The sequence below is a fragment of the Aquabacterium sp. genome (genome assembly GCF_029946005.1).
Lineage (GTDB): Bacteria > Pseudomonadota > Gammaproteobacteria > Burkholderiales > Burkholderiaceae_C > Aquabacterium.
The window spans coordinates 265352-282026 of record NZ_JAQSDR010000014.1; the positions used below are offsets into that span (position 1 = coordinate 265352).

Annotated in this window: 16 protein-coding genes and 1 tRNA gene; 10 read left to right on the forward strand and 7 right to left on the reverse strand. The window is 61.2% G+C overall.

The genetic code is table 11. The annotated features are described in order from the left end of the window. Nucleotides 1-5 precede the first annotated feature (5 nt). Entirely contained in the window at nt 6-1124 is a 1119-nt protein-coding gene (locus PSV38_RS11205; protein WP_300547415.1) for an anhydro-N-acetylmuramic acid kinase, read from the forward strand. A gap of 11 nt (nt 1125-1135) precedes the next feature. On the opposite strand, the gene erpA is transcribed toward PSV38_RS11205, so the two are convergent. The 6 genes from erpA to rplM form a co-directional block, all read right to left on the reverse strand. Beyond that, complete coding sequence (erpA, locus tag PSV38_RS11210; RefSeq protein ID WP_300547416.1) at nt 1136-1519, reverse strand: iron-sulfur cluster insertion protein ErpA; 384 nt, start codon at nt 1517-1519, stop codon at nt 1136-1138. Nucleotides 1520-1557: 38 nt separating this feature from the next. Beyond that, nucleotides 1558-1953, reverse strand: a complete 396-nt coding sequence (locus tag PSV38_RS11215) for a polymer-forming cytoskeletal protein (protein WP_300547418.1) — start codon at nt 1951-1953, stop codon at nt 1558-1560. A gap of 17 nt (nt 1954-1970) precedes the next feature. Beyond that, a complete protein-coding gene (locus PSV38_RS11220; protein WP_300547420.1) occupies nt 1971-2690 on the reverse strand; it encodes a DUF6776 family protein in 720 nt (239 codons plus the stop codon). After that, the gene (gene argC / locus PSV38_RS11225) at nt 2690-3727 is read right to left on the reverse strand and encodes an N-acetyl-gamma-glutamyl-phosphate reductase (protein ID WP_300547422.1); all 1038 of its coding nucleotides are present in this window, start codon (nt 3725-3727) and stop codon (nt 2690-2692) included. Before argC ends, PSV38_RS11220 begins: the two co-directional genes overlap by 1 nt. A 136-nt stretch (nt 3728-3863) precedes the next feature. Beyond that, complete coding sequence (gene rpsI / locus PSV38_RS11230) at nt 3864-4256, reverse strand: 30S ribosomal protein S9 (protein WP_300547424.1); 393 nt, start codon at nt 4254-4256, stop codon at nt 3864-3866. Nucleotides 4257-4265: 9 nt separating this feature from the next. Then, on the reverse strand, nt 4266-4694 hold the full coding sequence (gene rplM / locus PSV38_RS11235) for a 50S ribosomal protein L13 (RefSeq protein ID WP_300547426.1): 429 nt from the start codon (nt 4692-4694) through the stop codon (nt 4266-4268). Between the two features lie 335 nt (nt 4695-5029). Between rplM and PSV38_RS11240 the strand changes: the two genes are divergently transcribed. Further along, entirely contained in the window at nt 5030-5728 is a 699-nt protein-coding gene (locus tag PSV38_RS11240; protein ID WP_300547427.1) for a GNAT family N-acetyltransferase, read from the forward strand. 91 nt (nt 5729-5819) lie between these two features. After that, entirely contained in the window at nt 5820-6515 is a 696-nt protein-coding gene (locus tag PSV38_RS11245; protein WP_300547429.1) for a DUF2726 domain-containing protein, read from the forward strand. A 34-nt stretch (nt 6516-6549) separates the two neighbouring features. Here PSV38_RS11245 and htpG read toward each other — a convergent pair whose 3' ends face one another. Beyond that, complete coding sequence (gene htpG / locus PSV38_RS11250; RefSeq protein ID WP_300547431.1) at nt 6550-8430, reverse strand: molecular chaperone HtpG; 1881 nt, start codon at nt 8428-8430, stop codon at nt 6550-6552. Nucleotides 8431-8598: 168 nt separating this feature from the next. Between htpG and PSV38_RS11255 the strand changes: the two genes are divergently transcribed. The 7 genes from PSV38_RS11255 to PSV38_RS11285 all read left to right on the forward strand — a co-directional run bounded on the left by PSV38_RS11255 (nt 8599) and on the right by PSV38_RS11285 (nt 16675). Continuing rightward, nucleotides 8599-12234, forward strand: a complete 3636-nt coding sequence (locus PSV38_RS11255) for a PAS domain S-box protein (RefSeq protein ID WP_300547432.1) — start codon at nt 8599-8601, stop codon at nt 12232-12234. Nucleotides 12235-12294: 60 nt separating this feature from the next. Further along, nucleotides 12295-12371, forward strand: a tRNA-Met gene (locus PSV38_RS11260). A gap of 134 nt (nt 12372-12505) precedes the next feature. Next, nucleotides 12506-13201 (forward strand): N-acetylmuramate alpha-1-phosphate uridylyltransferase MurU, encoded by a 696-nt coding sequence (gene murU / locus PSV38_RS11265; protein WP_300547434.1) that lies wholly within the window; start codon nt 12506-12508, stop codon nt 13199-13201. Then, entirely contained in the window at nt 13201-13581 is a 381-nt protein-coding gene (gene speD, locus PSV38_RS11270; RefSeq protein WP_300547435.1) for an adenosylmethionine decarboxylase, read from the forward strand. The genes murU and speD overlap by 1 nt, the downstream gene beginning before the upstream one ends. 210 nt (nt 13582-13791) lie before the next feature. After that, on the forward strand, nt 13792-14613 hold the full coding sequence (locus tag PSV38_RS11275; protein WP_300547437.1) for a PEP-CTERM sorting domain-containing protein: 822 nt from the start codon (nt 13792-13794) through the stop codon (nt 14611-14613). 192 nt (nt 14614-14805) lie between these two features. Beyond that, nucleotides 14806-15624, forward strand: a complete 819-nt coding sequence (locus PSV38_RS11280) for a PEP-CTERM sorting domain-containing protein (protein ID WP_300547439.1) — start codon at nt 14806-14808, stop codon at nt 15622-15624. 205 nt (nt 15625-15829) lie between these two features. Next, complete coding sequence (locus PSV38_RS11285; RefSeq protein ID WP_300547441.1) at nt 15830-16675, forward strand: PEP-CTERM sorting domain-containing protein; 846 nt, start codon at nt 15830-15832, stop codon at nt 16673-16675.

Consider the following 16675-nt stretch of genomic DNA (forward strand, 5'->3'; position numbering starts at 1 on the left):
GCTTGATGAAACCGGCTCACGGAGAGCTTTACATTGGCTTGATGTCGGGCACTTCGCTGGATGGGATCGACGGCGTCCTGATGGACCTGGGCTCACCGCCCCTTTGGCGCTCGTTGGCCCATGCACATCAACCGTTTGACCCCGCCCTCAAACGCACCCTGCTGGCGCTGAACACCCCCGGCTCGAACGAATTGCACCTGGCCGCACTGGCGGCGCAAGACTTGGTGAAAAGCTGCTCGCAAGTGGTAACCAAGGTTTGCGCACGCGCCGGAGTGACGCCCGCCCAGATCCGCGCCATTGGCGCTCACGGCCAAACCGTTCGCCATCGGCCGGAACTGGGTTACACACTGCAACTCAATGCACCCGCAGTGCTGGCAGAACTGACAGGCATAGACGTGGTGGCTGATTTTCGCAGCCGTGACGTGGCCGCCGGTGGACAAGGCGCGCCGCTGGTGCCTGCCTTTCACCAAGCCTTGTTTGAACACCCCACAGAGACGGTGGTGGTGCTGAACGTGGGCGGCATGGCCAACCTCAGCATCTTGCGGGCACCTCACCCGCCGCTGGGTTTTGACTGCGGTCCAGGCAATGCCTTGATGGATGCTTGGTGCGAACAGCACACTGGCCAAGCCTACGATGAAGATGGCGCCTGGGGGGCCCAAGGGCAGGTGAACCCAGTCGCGCTTGACGTGGCCCTTTCAGACCCCTTCTTTGCACTGCCCCCACCCAAGAGCACGGGACGAGACTTGTTCAACCCAAGCTGGCTGCAGCAATGGCTGAACCACGCAAACCTGGCACACCAGTCGGCCCAGGATGTTCAGGCCACGCTTTGCGAGTTGACCGCCCGCAGCGCCGCCGTGGCCGTGAAGGCCTTCGCGCCAAGCGCCCGTCAGTTGGTGGTGTGTGGTGGGGGCGCCCTCAATGGTGCGCTGATGCAGCGCCTGCAAACCAATCTGCCTGGCGTGCTGGTGCAACCCTCAGATGCCCACGGCTTGCCCGTGATGCAGGTTGAAGCCGCTGCCTTTGCCTGGCTCGCACAGCGCCATGTCCACCATCTGGTCGGCAATGTGCCGCAAGTGACAGGCGCGAAGGGCGCACGCGTGCTGGGCGCCCTCTACCCCGCTTGATCCCCGCGGGATCAAGCCGAGAAACTGGAGCCGCAACCGCAGGTGGTCGTGGCGTTCGGATTGCGGATCACAAACTGCGCGCCTTCCAGGTCGTCCTTGTAGTCGATCTCGGCACCCACCAGGTACTGCAGGCTCATGGCATCGATCAGCAAGGAAACGCCATTCTTCTCCATCCGGGTGTCGTCTTCGTTCACGATCTCGTCGAACGTGAAGCCATATTGAAAGCCGGAGCAGCCGCCGCCTTGCACGAACACGCGCAGCTTCAAGTCTGGATTGCCTTCTTCGGCGACCAATTCTGCCACCTTGCCTGCCGCGCTGTCGGTGAACACGATGGGAGCAGGGGGCATGTCGCCAGCCAAGGCTTCGGGGGCGGTAGTTTCAAGAACAGCGGTCATGGGAATACTCCAGGTACAAATTAAGAGGCGAGCAGTGCTCAGCCATTGTTCGAAGCCAGCTTCAAAGCTGCGGGCTTTTCATCGGATTTCAAGGGGTGCAACTCACCATCAATGGTGGCGCCCTGGTGCATTTCCAGAGCCTCGTAGCGTACATCACCCACGATGCGCGCCTTGGGCTGCAACTCCAGCAAATCTTCAGCGATCACCGGGCCGTTCACCGTGCCATTGATGATGACATGACCAGCCCTGACCTTGCCGGTGACCTTGGCTTTGTCACTGATGACCAGCAAGGAACGGCCTTCGCCGGTGCAAGTGATGTTGCCAATCACTTCGCCATCGATGCGCAAGCCATCGGCAAAGCGCAACTCGCCAGTGATGACGGTGCCTTCACCCACCAGGGTGCGAATGAGGGGGGTCTTCTTCCAACCAAACATCAAGGCGCTCCTTATGATCACATCCGCAGGGATTGCGTGGCGACTTCCTTGCCATTGTCGTCAAGCACCCGCACCTGAACCTGCTTCACCACGGCATTGGCAGGGTATTGAACCGTGCCATCCACACGGCGATACTGTTTGAATTGCAAAGGCTGGCTCACCACAGGGCCCGGCTGAATCCATGGCTTGCCATCAAAGGTGCCGGACAACAGCAACTCGTAGCGGCCTTTGAACTCGGGCTGCACGCGCCCGCCATGTTGCATCACCAGCACCTGAAAGCGCAACTGCCCCTGAGCAGGCAGGTCCGCCTGCAGCCCCCGCACCGACAAGCCTTCGCTGGAGGCCGGCAGCAGGCGCTCGAAAAAACCAAGGTCGTCCTTCAAAGCCTGGTTTTCAGATTCCAGGGCCTTGACCTGCTCGGTCAGCCGCGTTTGGGTGGCGCGTTCGGCCTTGATCAGGCTGTCGGCGGCATTGGCCAGGGATTGTGCGCGGTCGCGTTCCTGGCGAGTATCGTCCAGCTGCTGGCGAACCTGCACCAGGTCGTTGGAGCTCAGCCGCGCGCCACGGTTCAAGCCTGCAATGTTGCGCCCGAACTCAAACGCCCAAAGGCCGATCGCCCCTGAAAACCCCAACACCAAGGCGGCCAGCACCCAACGCACCGGCCAAGGCAGGTGGCTGCGCACCGACATGTGCGGCGCGCTGATCGACAGGCGCCGCCTGATCAGCCGCCAACGCATCAGGGCAGGACCGGCACGTGGGTCAGCCCCAAGTGTTCTTCCAGACCACACATCAGATTCATGCACTGAACGGCCTGACCTGAGGCGCCCTTGGTGAGGTTGTCTTCCACCACGAGCACCATGACGGTGTCGGGCAAGGGCCGGTGCACCGCGATGCGCACGGTGTTGCTGGCGCGCACACTGCGGGTCTCGGGCGCACTGCCCGCAGGCAGCACATCGACGAAACGCTCGCCTTTGTAAAAGGACTCGTACAAGGCTTGCAGATCAGCCGCCTGACCCTCGCTGTTAAGGCGGGCGTACAAGGTGGAATGGATGCCGCGGATCAAGGGCAGCAGGTGCGGCACGAACAGGCAGTTCACGCTGTCGTCGCCCGCGATGATGCGCAGTTGCTGGTTGATCTCGGGGCCATGCCGGTGGCCCTTGACGCCATAGGCCTTGAAGTTGTCGCTGGCCTCGGCCATCAGGGTGTGGACCTCGGCCTTGCGCCCTGCCCCGGACACGCCCGAAGCGCAGTTGGCGATCAGGTGCGTGGGGTCGATCAACTTGTGCTTGAGCAAAGGCGCGTAGCCCAGTTGCACCGACGTCGGGTAGCAGCCGGGATTGCCGATGATGCGGGCCTTCTTGATGGCCTCGCGGTTGATCTCGGGCAGGCCATAAACCGCCTCGGCCAGCAGATCGGGGCAGCTGTGCGCCATGCCGTACCACTGCTCGAACTCGGCCAGGTTTTGCAGGCGGAAATCCGCCGCCAAATCAATCACCTTGACGCCCGCGGCCAGCAACTCGCGCGCTTGTGCCATGGCCACGCCATGCGGCGTGGCGAAGAACACCACATCGCAGGCCTTCAGGTCGGCCTCATCGGGGGTCACGAAAGGCAAGTCGACATGGCCACGCAAGCTGGGGTACATGTCGGACACGGGCATGCCCGCTTCCTTGCGGCTGGTGATGGCCTGGATCTGAACCTGGGGATGCTGACACAACAGGCGCAGCAACTCGACGCCCGTGTAGCCCGTGCCACCAACGATGCCGACCTTGATCATGATGATTCCTTTGATGCCTGGAGCGAAGAAAAGCTCGCCATTCTAGGGTGAATGAAAAAACCCGCCGCAGTTGCCTGGGCGGGTTTCCTGGTAACAGATGCCTGCCCAAACAGCAGCAGGCTCTGACCAAATCGGATCAGCGCTTGCTGAATTGCTTCCGGCGACGAGCACCGTGCAGACCGACCTTCTTACGTTCGACTTCGCGAGCATCGCGGGTCACGAAACCGGCGCGGCTCAAGTCAGGCTTGAGTGCTGCGTCGAAATCGATCAGAGCGCGGGTCACGCCATGGCGCACAGCGCCGGCTTGACCAGACTCGCCGCCACCCTTGACGCTGACCTTGATGTCGAAAGCTTCGACATTGTTCGTCAGGAACAGGGGTTGCTTGACAATCATGATCGAGGTTTGACGGCCGAAGTAGTCTTCGACTGTCTTGCCATTGACCATGATTTGGCCGGTGCCCTTCTTGATGAAGACGCGGGCGATGGACGACTTGCGACGTCCGGTGCCATAGTTCCAATTACCGATCATGGCCGCTCCTTAGATTTCCAGGGGCTTGGGGCTTTGCGCGGCGTGCGGGTGGGCACCGCCTGCGTAAACCTTCAGCTTCTTGATCATGGCATAGCCCAGGGGGCCCTTGGGCAGCATGCCCTTGACTGCCTTTTCAATGGCACGACCAGGATGCTTGGCTTGCATGTCCTTGAACGTGGTGGCGTGGATACCGCCGGGGTGACCCGAGTGGCGGTAGTACACCTTGTCAGTGGCTTTGTTGCCAGTGACGCGAATTTTGTCCGAGTTGACGATGATGATGAAGTCACCGGTGTCAACGTGTGGCGTGTAAATGGCTTTGTGTTTTCCGCGCAGACGGAGAGCGACTTCGCTGGCCACTCGTCCTAACACCTTGTCGGTGGCGTCGATCACAAACCACTCGTGCGTCACTTCGGCCGGCTTGGCGCTGAAGGTATTCATGAATATTCCTAAGTGGTGAAACTGACTGACTGTCATCATTGGCGCCACTTCTTGGAAACTTGTGGTGGCCTCTCAGACAACGCCGCTGTTCTGTAAAACGTCTACAGAAAATAGCTGGATTGAAACAATCCATCCCCGGCAGTCAAGTCGGGAACCAGAGATTCTACTCTGATTCACCAGGGTTGCGCAATAGTGGGGTAAAAGCATGATTGATGACGACATGCCCCAGCTTGCCAAGCTCGGCACCATCCACTAACATGAGTGAGTAATAACCCTCGATCGAGGGTGAGGGCGACAACCGGTTGCCTTCGCCACGGCCAGGAAGGGGTCACACAATGACCGCACGCAAGTCTGAACCCTCATCACCGCTGGACAAGTTTGGACTGGGCCACCCCCATGGTGGCGCGCCGGGCCCACATTCACGGGCTGACCTGGTGCACCACTGGGTGCCCATCCGCGATCTGAAACCCCACCACCGACGACGAATCCTCGACCACCTGCTGTCGCTGAACGAGCACGACCGTTACCTGCGCTTCGGGTTTCTGGCGCCGCTTGAGCAATTGTCCAGGTATGTGGCGTCCATCGATTTTCGACGCGACGAAGTGTTCGGCATCTTTAGTCGGCGCTTGCAACTTTTGGCCGTGGCTCACCTGGCCGCGATGCCACGCGGGCATGTGCGGGGCTCGGCGATGGAATTTGGCGTGTCGGTGCTGGCCGAAGGGCGCGGCAAGGGCCTGGGCTTGAGGTTGTTCCAGCATGCCATCACCCATGCGCGCAACCGGGGGGCCAGCCACTTGGTCATCCATGCCCTGGCCGAAAATGCGCCCATGCTGCGCATCGCCACCAAGGCTGGCGCCACCATGGAGCAATTCGGACAGGATACCGAGGGCTGGCTGAAGTTACCCAAAGACACGGTGGCCACACACTTTGAAAGCTCCATGCAATCGCTGGCGGCAGAGGCCGTGTACCGAGTCAAGTACTGGACGGCACACTTCAGCGATTGGCTGAGGATGCTGGTGTCTTCCGCTTCGTGAAAAGTGGCTCCCGCGTTCGAGCGCCCCTTTCTTGGGGATTGGAACCACGGCAAAACTGAGTACTATTACCACCACTTATTCAAGGGGTAGTATGCAGTTGGATCCGTTGCTGATAGGCGTCATGGTGCTGGCCGCGCTCGCAGGTTTGCTGCTGGGTGTCGTCTCGCAACGGCGTCGGCCTGCCAGCAAACGCGAATGGCCTCGGCGCTGGAACCTCAACGCCCGCCCCATCTTCACCACCGACGAGCGCCTGCTTTTCAGGGAACTGCGCGCCGCCCTGCCCAACCACGTGGTGCTGGCCAAGCTGAACCTGCTTCGCTTTTGCCAGGCCGCCGATGAGTTCGACGCCAGAAACTGGTACGACCGGCTGCACACCTTGCATGTGTCGTTCGCGGTCTGCACGCCTAGTGGCAGCGTGGTGTCGGTGATCGACATTGAGTCGCCCAGCAAAGCGTCATCGGCCCGATCGCAGCGCATGAAGGAGGCCGTGCTGGAGGCCTGCCGCGTGCGCTATGTGCGCTGCCGCCCCGGACAATGGCCGCATCAGGCCTTGATCGCGGCCTGGGCCTTGGGACACAGCCAGGGGCCAGCGCCCCACACCATCAGCGATTCCTTGCACGACGCGGGCGATGAGGTTGCCCGCAAATTGCGCCAGCGCCGCGCAGAACGCGCTGCGCGCTGGGCCGAGTCCAGCTTTGCCCAGGACTCGTTCTTTGCGTTTGACAGCCGCCTGGACGGCAGCCTTCACTCAGAGCCCGCGCCACTTCAGGTCTCTGGCAGCAAGTGAACCGCCGGGGCTGCCAACCCAGCGGCTCGACTCGTCAAGCAGCCAGCAAGCTGTTGACCCGGCGCACGTAAGCAGCCGGATCGTCCAGGTGGCCGCCTTCGGCGAGCATGGCTTGGTCAAACACGATGTGGGCCAAATCGTCGAACTGCTCGCTGGTGTCCAGCTTTTTAACCAGGGCGTGCTCGGGATTGACTTCAAGCACCGGCAGACCAGCGGGTGCGCTTTGCCCAGCTTGCTTGAGCAGGCGCGCCAGGTGGCCACTGATGTCGCCTTCTTCCACCACCAGGCAGGCCGGTGAATCAACCAGACGCGTGGTCACGCGCACGTCCTTGGCCTTGTCTTTCAAGGCGATTTTCAGGCGCTCCAGCAAGGGCTTGAAGGTGGTGGCGGCTTCGTCGGCCTTCTTCTTTTCTTCTTCGTCTTGCAGGGTGCCCAGGTCGACGGCGCCCTTGGCCACGCTTTGCAAGGGCTTGCCTTCGAAGTCGAAGAGGTGCGAGAGCATCCACTCGTCAACGCGGTCCACCAGCAGCAGCACTTCGATGCCCTTCTTGCGGAAGATCTCCAGCTGCGGGCTGCTCTTGGCGCCGGCCAGGGTTTCGGCGGCGAGCACGTAGATGGCCTCCTGGCCTTCCTTCATGCGGCTCACGTAGTCGGCCAATGACACGCCTTCATCGGCTTGCGTGGAGGCAAAGCGGAACAGCTTGGCCAGGCGTTCGCGGTTGGCAAAATCTTCGCCAATGCCCTCTTTCAAGACCGAACCGAACTCTTTCCAGAAGCTGGCGTACTGGTCTTTTTTGGCTTGGTCTTCGTTGTTGGCCAAGTCTTCCAGCATCGACAAGACGCGCTTGGTGCAGCCTTCACGAATGACCTTGACGTCGCGGCTTTCCTGAAGGATTTCGCGCGACACATTCAAAGGTAGATCGGCGCTGTCGACCACACCCTTGACGAAGCGGAGGTAGGACGGCAACAGGGCTTCGGCATCGTCCATGATGAAGACGCGCTTGACGTAGAGCTTGAGGCCGCCGCGCTTTTCGCGGTTCCACAGGTCGTGCGGCGCGTGGGCGGGAACGTAGAGCAACTGGGTGTATTCGCTGCGGCCTTCAACGCGGTTGTGCGTGTGGGCCAGCGGCGCCTGGCTGTCGTGGCTGATCTGTTTGTAGAACTCTTGGTACTGCTCTTCCGTGATGTCGCTCTTGCTGCGGGCCCACAAAGCGGCGGCCTGGTTGACGGTGTCCCATTCGTCTTTGAGGACTTGCTCACCCTTCTCCTGATCCCACTCTTCCTTTTGCATGAGGATGGGCAGCGAGATGTGGTCGGAGTATTTGCTGATGATGCTGCGCAGCTTCCAGCTTGAAAGGAACTCGTCTTCACCTTCACGCAGCTGCAGAATGACGTCGGTGCCACGGGTGGGCTTGTCGATGGCCTCGACTTCGAAGTCGCCAGCGCCTTCGCTGGTCCAGCGCACACCTTCGGACGCGGGCGCGCCGGCGCGGCGGGTTTCAACCGTGAGGCGGTCGGCCACGATGAAGCCGCTGTAAAAGCCCACGCCGAACTGGCCGATGAGTTGCGAGTCCTTTTGCTGATCGCCCGACAGCTTGCCCACGAATTCCTTGGTGCCACTCTTGGCGATGGTGCCCAGGTGGTCAATGGCTTCTTGCGAGCTCATGCCAATGCCGTTGTCGCGGATGGTGATGGTGCGGGCGGCCTTGTCGACCAGCACGCGCACCTCCAGGTTGGGCGCGTCTTCGTACAGGCCGCTGTTGTCCAGCGCTTCGAAACGAAGCTTGTCGCAAGCGTCGGACGCGTTGGAAATCAATTCACGCAGGAAGATTTCCTTGTTGGAGTACAGCGAGTGCGTGACCAGGTGCAGCAATTGCTTGACCTCGGCCTGGAATGAAAGCGTGGTTTTGTCCATGGTCTATTTTTAGTGTGGGCAACAGTGAAGCCCCGAAGATAAGGCAGCCGCCGTGGATTTCAAGGCCCGACACTGCAAATCGCCATCAAGTTCAACCACCATGGGCCATGGAACAATGGACCCATTGCCGGGTGAGTCACCCGGGTAAAAAAGTCCAGGCAATTCAGCATGTCACTTCGATTTCTAGACGGCGGCGGCGCCATGGGCGCCTTGATCCGAGCCCAGGACTGGGCCAGCACACCCCTGGGGCGGCCCGCTGATTGGCCACAACCGCTCAAAACCATCGTGGGCGTGATGCTGGGGGCCAACCAGGCCATGTTCGCGGCTTGGGGGCCGCAGCAGATCATGTTCTACAACGACCTGTACGCCGACATCCTCGGAGGACACCATCCGGCGGCGCTGGGCCGCCCTTTCGCCGAGGTGTGGTACGACGTCATCGATGAGGTGGGCCCCATCATGGCGAAGGCCTACGCCGGGGTGCCTACGTCCATGGAGGACATCGAACTGACGATGCTTCGCCATGGCCGCGCCGAAGAAACCCACTTTTCGTTTTTCTACACGCCGCTGCGCGATGAAAACGGCGACGTTCAAGGCGTGTTTTGCGCGTGCAACGAGATCACCGCCCAGGTTTTCGCGGAACGTGCGCGGGTGGCCGAGCTGGAGCGTTTTCGCCGCCTGTTCGAGCAGTCACCCAGCTTCGTGGCGGTGCTGCGCGGTCCCGAGCACGTGTTCGAGCTGGCCAATCCGGCGTACCTCAAGATCGTGTCGCGCCCGGACATTTTGGGCAAAACGGTGCTGCAGGCTCTGCCCGAAGTGGCTGGCCAAGGTTTCGTGGCCTTGCTGGACCAGGTTTACCGGAGCGGTGAACCGTTCGCCGGGCGAGCCGTTCCGGTGTTGTTGTCCAGCCAGCCCGGCATGACACCAGAACGCCGCTTCCTTGATTTCGTCTACCAGCCCATCCTCGACAACCAGGGCGTGGTGAGCGGCATATTTGTGGAAGGGGTTGATGTGACCGCAGCCCACGAAGCAGCCCAGGCCCTGGCCGCCTCGAATGAACAACTTGCCCGTGCGCAAGCGGCCGGCGGCGTGGGCATTTTCACCCTGGACCTGACCCAGAACCTGCTGACGGTCACGGCAGAGATGTGCCGCATCTTTGGTCTGCCCGAACAAGCTCACATGGCGCCGGAAGCCCTTGAGGAATTGATCCTCGCCGACGACGTGGAGCGGGTGTCCAGCCTCGCCACCCGCACCCCTGGCGAGTTGCCGCTGAAAACCGAATACCGCATCCGCCGCCCGGACAACGGCCAAATTCGCTGGATCGCGCGGTCCGCCGAGTTTCAATGCGACGAACATGGCCAACGGGTCCGCATGGTGGGCGTGATCCAGGACGTGACCGAGCGCCATCAGGCTGAACAGATCCTGCGCGAGAGCGAAGAAAAATTCCGCACGTTTGCGCAGGTCATGCCCAACCACGTCTGGACATCGCCGCCCAATGGCCAACTGGACTGGTTCAACGAACAGACCCTGGCCTACAGCGGCTTGAGCCATGAGCAACTGGCCGGCCAAGGCTGGACGGCGATCGTGCACCCGGACGATCTGCAGCGCGCCAGTCTGGCCTGGACGCAATCCCTGACAAGCGGCCAAATTTACGAGATTGAATTCCGAATTCGACGTGCCGACGGCGCCTACCGATGGCACCTGGTGCGCGCCCATCCCATCCGATCTGGCGATGGCGCCACGACCCGCTGGATCGGCACCAACACCGACATTGAAGACCAGCGCCTGGCCAGCGAAGCTCTGCTGGCCATGAATGCTACGCTGGAGCAACGCATCGAAGAGCGCACCGAAGAGCGTGACCGCGTCTGGCGCAACTCTCAGGATTTGCTGGTCGTCGTGAGCGGTGATGGCATCTTCAGGGACGTCAACCCAGCGTGGACCCGCATCCTGGGCTTCAGCCGCGAAGAGATCATGGGCCAACACGTCAATGGGCTGATCCATCCGGACGACCAGGCCGCCACGCTGAACGCCTTGGCCTACGCCACCCACGATGTCCTCACCCAGTTCGAGAACCGCTTTCAGCACAAGGATGGCGGGCACCGCTGGTTCTCCTGGACCGCCTCACCCGACAGTAACGGCGTGGTCTACGGCAATGGTCGGCATATCACGGCCGAAAAGGAAGCCGAGGCTGCACTGCAACGCACGGAGGATGCCCTGCGCCAGGCACAAAAAATGGAAGCGATCGGACAACTCACCGGCGGTGTCGCACACGATTTCAACAATGTGCTGCAAGTGATTGGCGGCAACCTTCAGCTATTGCGCGAAGCCACACGGCACGATGAATCCTTGCAACGTCGGGTCGAAGCCGCCATCACCGGGGTGGACCGCGGCGCCAAGCTGGCCCTGCACCTGCTGGCCTTTGCCCGCAAGCAACCCCTGGCCCCCGATGTGCTGAACATCGGTCGCCGACTGCTGGATCTGGACGACATGCTGCGTCGGGTGATTGGCGACTCCATCGAACTGAAGACGCACATTGCGCAGGATTTGTGGAACACCTTTGTGGATCCGCACGGCCTGGAAAACGTGCTGCTGAACCTGGCCATCAATGCGCGCGACGCCATGAATGGCGCGGGCCGGTTGACCCTTGAAACCGACAATGTCAGCCTGGACGATGACTACGCGCATGACCACCCTGACCTCACGCCTGGCCAGTACGTGATGATCACCATGTTGGACACCGGCAGCGGCATGCCTGCGGACGTTCTGGAGCGCGTGTTCGAGCCCTTCTTCACCACCAAGCCCGAAGGGCACGGCACGGGCTTGGGCCTGAGCATGGTTTACGGCTTCATCAAGCAAAGCGGCGGCCATGTCAAGATTGACAGCAAGGTGGGCCGCGGAACCACTGTCAAACTCTACCTTCCACGCTCACACCAGACTCAGGAAACCATGTTGCCCGAATTCAGTGGCCCCGTGACCGGCGGCGATGAAACCATCCTGGTGGTCGAAGACGACCCTCAGGTGCGAGAAACCGTCGTCGATCTTTTGTCCGAGCTGGGCTACGCCGTCCTCAAGTCGTCTGATGCGAGCAGCGCATTGGCCATCCTGCAAAGTGGTGTGCCCATCGACCTCTTGTTCACCGACGTGGTCATGCCCGGCGCTTTGCGCAGTCCCGAGCTGGCGCAAATGGCCCGCGAGTTGCACCCCGACATCGAAGTGCTCTTCACTTCGGGCTACACCGAAGATGCCATCGTGCACGGCGGTCGGCTCGACCCCGGCGTGGCCTTGCTGAGCAAGCCCTATCGCCGCGAAGACCTGGCCCGCAAGATCCGGCACATGTTCGTGAACCGCAAGTTCGCCGCCACGCTCAAGGCCCATGTCAAGGCCCACCGGTTGGAAGCCTTGGCCGCGCCCATGGTCCAGCCAGAGGCGGGCGTGCCGCTCAACCATGCGCCCGCAAGCCTGCGCATCCTGGTGGTCGAGGACGAAGAAGACTCGCTGCGGTCCATGCTTGAGATCCTTGAGCTGTCGGGCTACACGGCGCTTGGGGCCGCGTCCGCCGAGAAAGCGCTTGAATTGCTGGACCAGGCCAAGTTCGATGTGCTGATGACCGACATCAGCTTGCCCGGCATGTCAGGGCGAGAGTTCGCCGCCCTCGCCCGTGAACGCCAGCCCTTGAAAGTGATCTTTGCCAGCGGCTATGGGCCGCGCAAGGACGAAATGGTGGACGCGGTCTGGCTGCAAAAGCCGTTTGACTTCGACGTGCTGTTCGCACTGCTGGAAGAACTGGGCTCGGGCCTGGCCGCCTGACCAAGATCGCGAAGATTTTTCAGCGGCCCTTAAAATCCAGCGTATAATTTTGGGCTAAGTGGCGCTTTAGCTCAGTCGGTTAGAGCGATGGAATCATAATCCACAGGTCCGCGGTTCGAATCCGTGAAGCGCCACCATCCAATTCAAAGGGCTCATGTGCACAACGTGAGCCCTTTTTGCTGGTCGCCTCGGTATTATCCAAGCTCAGGATAGCCGCCGCCCATGAAACCCTTGGCGCCCGAGCAGAACCAGTCCGGCACACCGAACCCTCATGACCCTGCCCGCTCTCATCCTGGCCGCCGGACGCGGCGAACGCATGCGCCCCTTGACGGACCGCACCCCCAAACCTTTGCTCAAGGTCCGTGGCAAACCGTTGATTGAATGGCACCTTGAAGCCCTGGCCCGCGATGGGGTGCGCGAGGTGGTGATCAACACAGCCTGGCTCGAAGATCAATTCCCAGCCACTTTGGGCGATGGCTCCCGCTGGGGCCTGCACCTTCAATACTCCATGGAAGGCCGCGACCATGGCGGCGCCCTGGAAACCGCGGGCGGCATCGCCAAAGCCTTGCCCCGACTGGGCAACGCCTTCTGGGTCCTGGCCGGCGACGTCTTCGCCCCGGACTTTCGATTCGATGATGAAGCGGCGCAATGCTTCACCAAAGGCACAGACTGGGCGCACTTGTGGATGGTGAGCAACCCACAGCACAACCCGGGCGGCGACTTCGCCTTGTCGCCCGAAGGTCGGGTGCTGCGCAAAGACAGCGCGCCTCCCGCCACACCTTGCTGGACCTACTCCACCATCGGCCTGTACCGAGCAGCGCTGGTGGGGGAGGTCGTGGCAGGCAGTCGGGCCGCGCTGCGCCCATACCTGGACAGGGCCATTGACCACGGCCGCCTGAGCGCCGAAGTTCATGCGGGGCAGTGGGTCGATGTCGGTACGCCTGCGCGATTGGCGGAGTTGGGATGATGCAGGGCTTGCACCTGACAGCAGATCTGCAAGGCTGCTCAGCTCAAAACCCTTTGATGACTGAGGTGAATGTGCTGCAACAGCGTTGCCTCAGCATCGTCGCCCTGGCGGGCCTGAAAGCGGTGGGCCAATGCTTCCATGCGTTTCCGGCGGCGGGCCCCGAGCAGGCCGGAGGTGTCACAGGCATGGTCTTGCTGGCCGAGTCGCACCTGGCCGTGCACACCTGGCCCGAATCAGGCGTCGTCACCCTGGATGTGTTCGTCTGCAATCGACACAGCGACAGCTCAACGGCTGCACACCAAGTGGTGCATCAACTGCGCGAAGCGTTCAAACCAAGCCGTTGTCAAGTGCAGGAAGTGCCGCGTAATGCGCAGAATTGAGCATTCTTTTGTTTCAAAATGCCACAGCGTGAATTTGTGCACCGAGGAAAACTAAGTAGTTCCCCTGGAAAACGGTTACACAATCGGTAGAACCCTATAGGCGCCCTCTCAAGTCATCGCTAGAGTGCAACGGTCGATGAGGTCAGCCGGTCGCCTTTTTGACGTTGAGGAATCATCGAAAAAAGACCGTATTCACAGTGGAGAAATTAAATGAAATTTGCATTGAAGACTTTGGTGGCCACGGCTGCATTCGTGGCTGCTGGTGTTGCCAGCGCTGCCACCCCTTACGCTGGCACCTGGAGCGTGGTCTCCGGTTCGGGCGGTCTGACTTTCTCGGCTGATGCTCTGTCGGCCCTGAGCGCTTCCGGCTCCAGCGTGATCACCGCTGCCACCATCCCCAACATCGCCGGCCTGCCAGGCACGGGCGCTGCCAACACGGCGGTCTACACCAAGGCCACCGGCAACGTCAGCCTGACGTTCAACGCAGCCACCATCGCTGGTGACGCATTGACCTCGCTGCAAGCCGCCAACTCGCTGGTGCAAATCCGCCGCACCACGTTCAACGACGACGAAACGACGACCACCCGCAGCGTGTTCATGGCTGACTTCGACGTCAACCTGAGCAACTCCACGATTTTCGCCAACCTGTACTCGCGCACTGACGCTGGTGCTCTGGTCAGCTACGGCAAGCAAGCCATCTTCACGGCTGACGTTCCTGGCGTCGTGGGCGGCACCCAAGGCAACATTGAAGTGACTTCAGTGGTTCCTCCTTTGGCCTACGGCCAAGCAAGCGGCAGCTTGGCTGGCAGCCTGCGCATGAACGCTGGCACGGCTGACACCATCCTGACGTCCCTGGGCCTGTCGACCTCCGCCACTGACCCGGTCGCTATCCTGGTCCGCACCGCCAACTGGGGCACCACCCAAGCTGGCGGCAATTTCACGGCCCCCGTTCCTGAGCCTACAAGCTACGCTCTGTTGGGCGCTGGCCTGCTGGCCGTGGGCGCCATGGCTCGCCGTCGCAAGGCTGCCTGATTGGTCTTGAATCCGGTTTCGGCCGGATTTTGAGCAAAGCCGCCCTGGTACCAGGGCGGCTTTTTTCCATGCCGGAAATACGCTATTAACCCTGTTAGGGGAAGCCTTACGCCCCACAGGCCAGGTCGCCCCTAAAATGATCCCATCGCCGAGGCTTTCAGTTGCCTCGACAGCCTTAACGGAGCCCTACACATGAAATTCGCATCTAAAAGCATCTTGGCCATCGCCGCTTTCATGGCCGCTGGCGCTGCCTCCGCAGCCTCCGGCTACGTCTGGAACGCGGGCACTGGCACTGGCGGTTTGACCTTCTCGGCTGACGCGCTGTCAGCCCTGAGCGCTTCTGGTTCCAGCATCCTGACGGCTGCTACCGTCCCCACCGTTCCTGGTTTGCCAGGCGCTGGTGCTGTCAACACGGCTGTGTACACCAAAGCCACCGGCAACGTCAGCTTGGCATTCAACAATGCCACGGGCGTGGGCGACACGCTCACGACCTTGCAGGCCGCCAACTCTCTGGTGAACATCCGCCGCTCGGTGTTCAACGATGACGGCTCAATCAGCCAGTACAACATCTACATGGCTAACTTCGACGTTAACCTGAGCAACTCAACGATTTACGCGAACCTGTACTCGCGCACCGATGCCGGCGCCTTGGTGACCTACGGCAAGCAAGCCATCTTCACGGCCGACGTCCCTGGCGTCATTGGCGGCACACTGGGCAACATCGTGGTTGATGGTGTGTCGGGCGGCATCGCCACCGGTCATGCCAGCGGCAGCCTGGCTGGTAGCTTGCGCATGAATGGCACGACGGCGACCAACATCCTGACTGCACTGAACCTCTCGACTGCAGCCACTGACCCTGTCGCCATCCTTGTTCGTACCGCCAACTGGGGAACGACCAACGCGGCAGGGACCTTCACGGCACCTGCGGTTCCTGAACCTTCTACCTACGCCCTGATGGCAATGGGCTTGGTCGGCATCGCTGCCACGCGCCGCCGCCTCATCAAGGCCTGATCGAACCAGCTCCAACCGGCCGCCCACCAGGGCGGCTTTTTTGTGGCCGATGCACTCCGAACTCATCCTCGCACCGAGGGGCCGACCCTAGGGACAAAGGATTCCTGTCTGCCTAAAATTTGATGGCCCATCAAGGGCAGAGAGATGAGGCTCCTTGCGATAACGAGGATCCCTCTACCATCAACGATGAAATCAGGAGGATTCCATGAATTTGACATTCAAGTGCATTTTCTCTGCCGCCGCCGCATTGCTGGCAGCGAGCGCGACCAGCGCAACCCCATTTGCAGGGATGTGGGAACTGGCCTCAGGCACGGGTGGCCTGACGTTCTCTGGTGACGCATTGTCAGCCCTGAGCGCATCGGGTTCCAGCGTTGTGACCGTTGGAACAGTGCCCACCATCGCAGGACTGGACATCAGCGGCGCCACCAACACGGCCCTGTACACCAAAGCCACGGGCAATGTCAGCCTGGCGTTCAACAGCGCCATCGTCACGGGTGACACCGTGAACTCCCTGCGGGCCGCCAACTCGTTCGTGAACATCCGCCGCACGGTCTTCAATGACGACGACACCCTAACGACGCGCTCAATCTTCATGGCCAATTTCGACGTCAACCTGAGCACATCGACCATCTTCGCCGACCTTTACTCACGCCTTGGCAATGGCGCCTTGGTGAATTACGGCAAGCAAGCCATCTTCACCGCCGACGTTCCTGGCGTTATCGGCGGCACCCAAGGCAACATCTTGATCGACGGCTACGTCGATTACACAGTGTCCGCCCATGCCAGCGGCAGCCTGGCGGGTAGCCTGCGCATGAATGGCAACACGGCCACCGTGATCCTGGCCGACCTAGGTCTGTCTACCGCAGCCACCGACCCGGTTGCCATCCTGGTGCGCACGTCCAATTGGGGCAGCACCCAGGCTGAAGGCGTGTTCCGGGTAGCTTGCCTGGACTGCATCCCACCATTCCCAGAGCCCTCAACCTACGCCATGTTTGGCGTAGGCCTGCTGGCCATGGGCGTGGCCGTGCGTCGGCGCGGAAAAGCAGGCTAA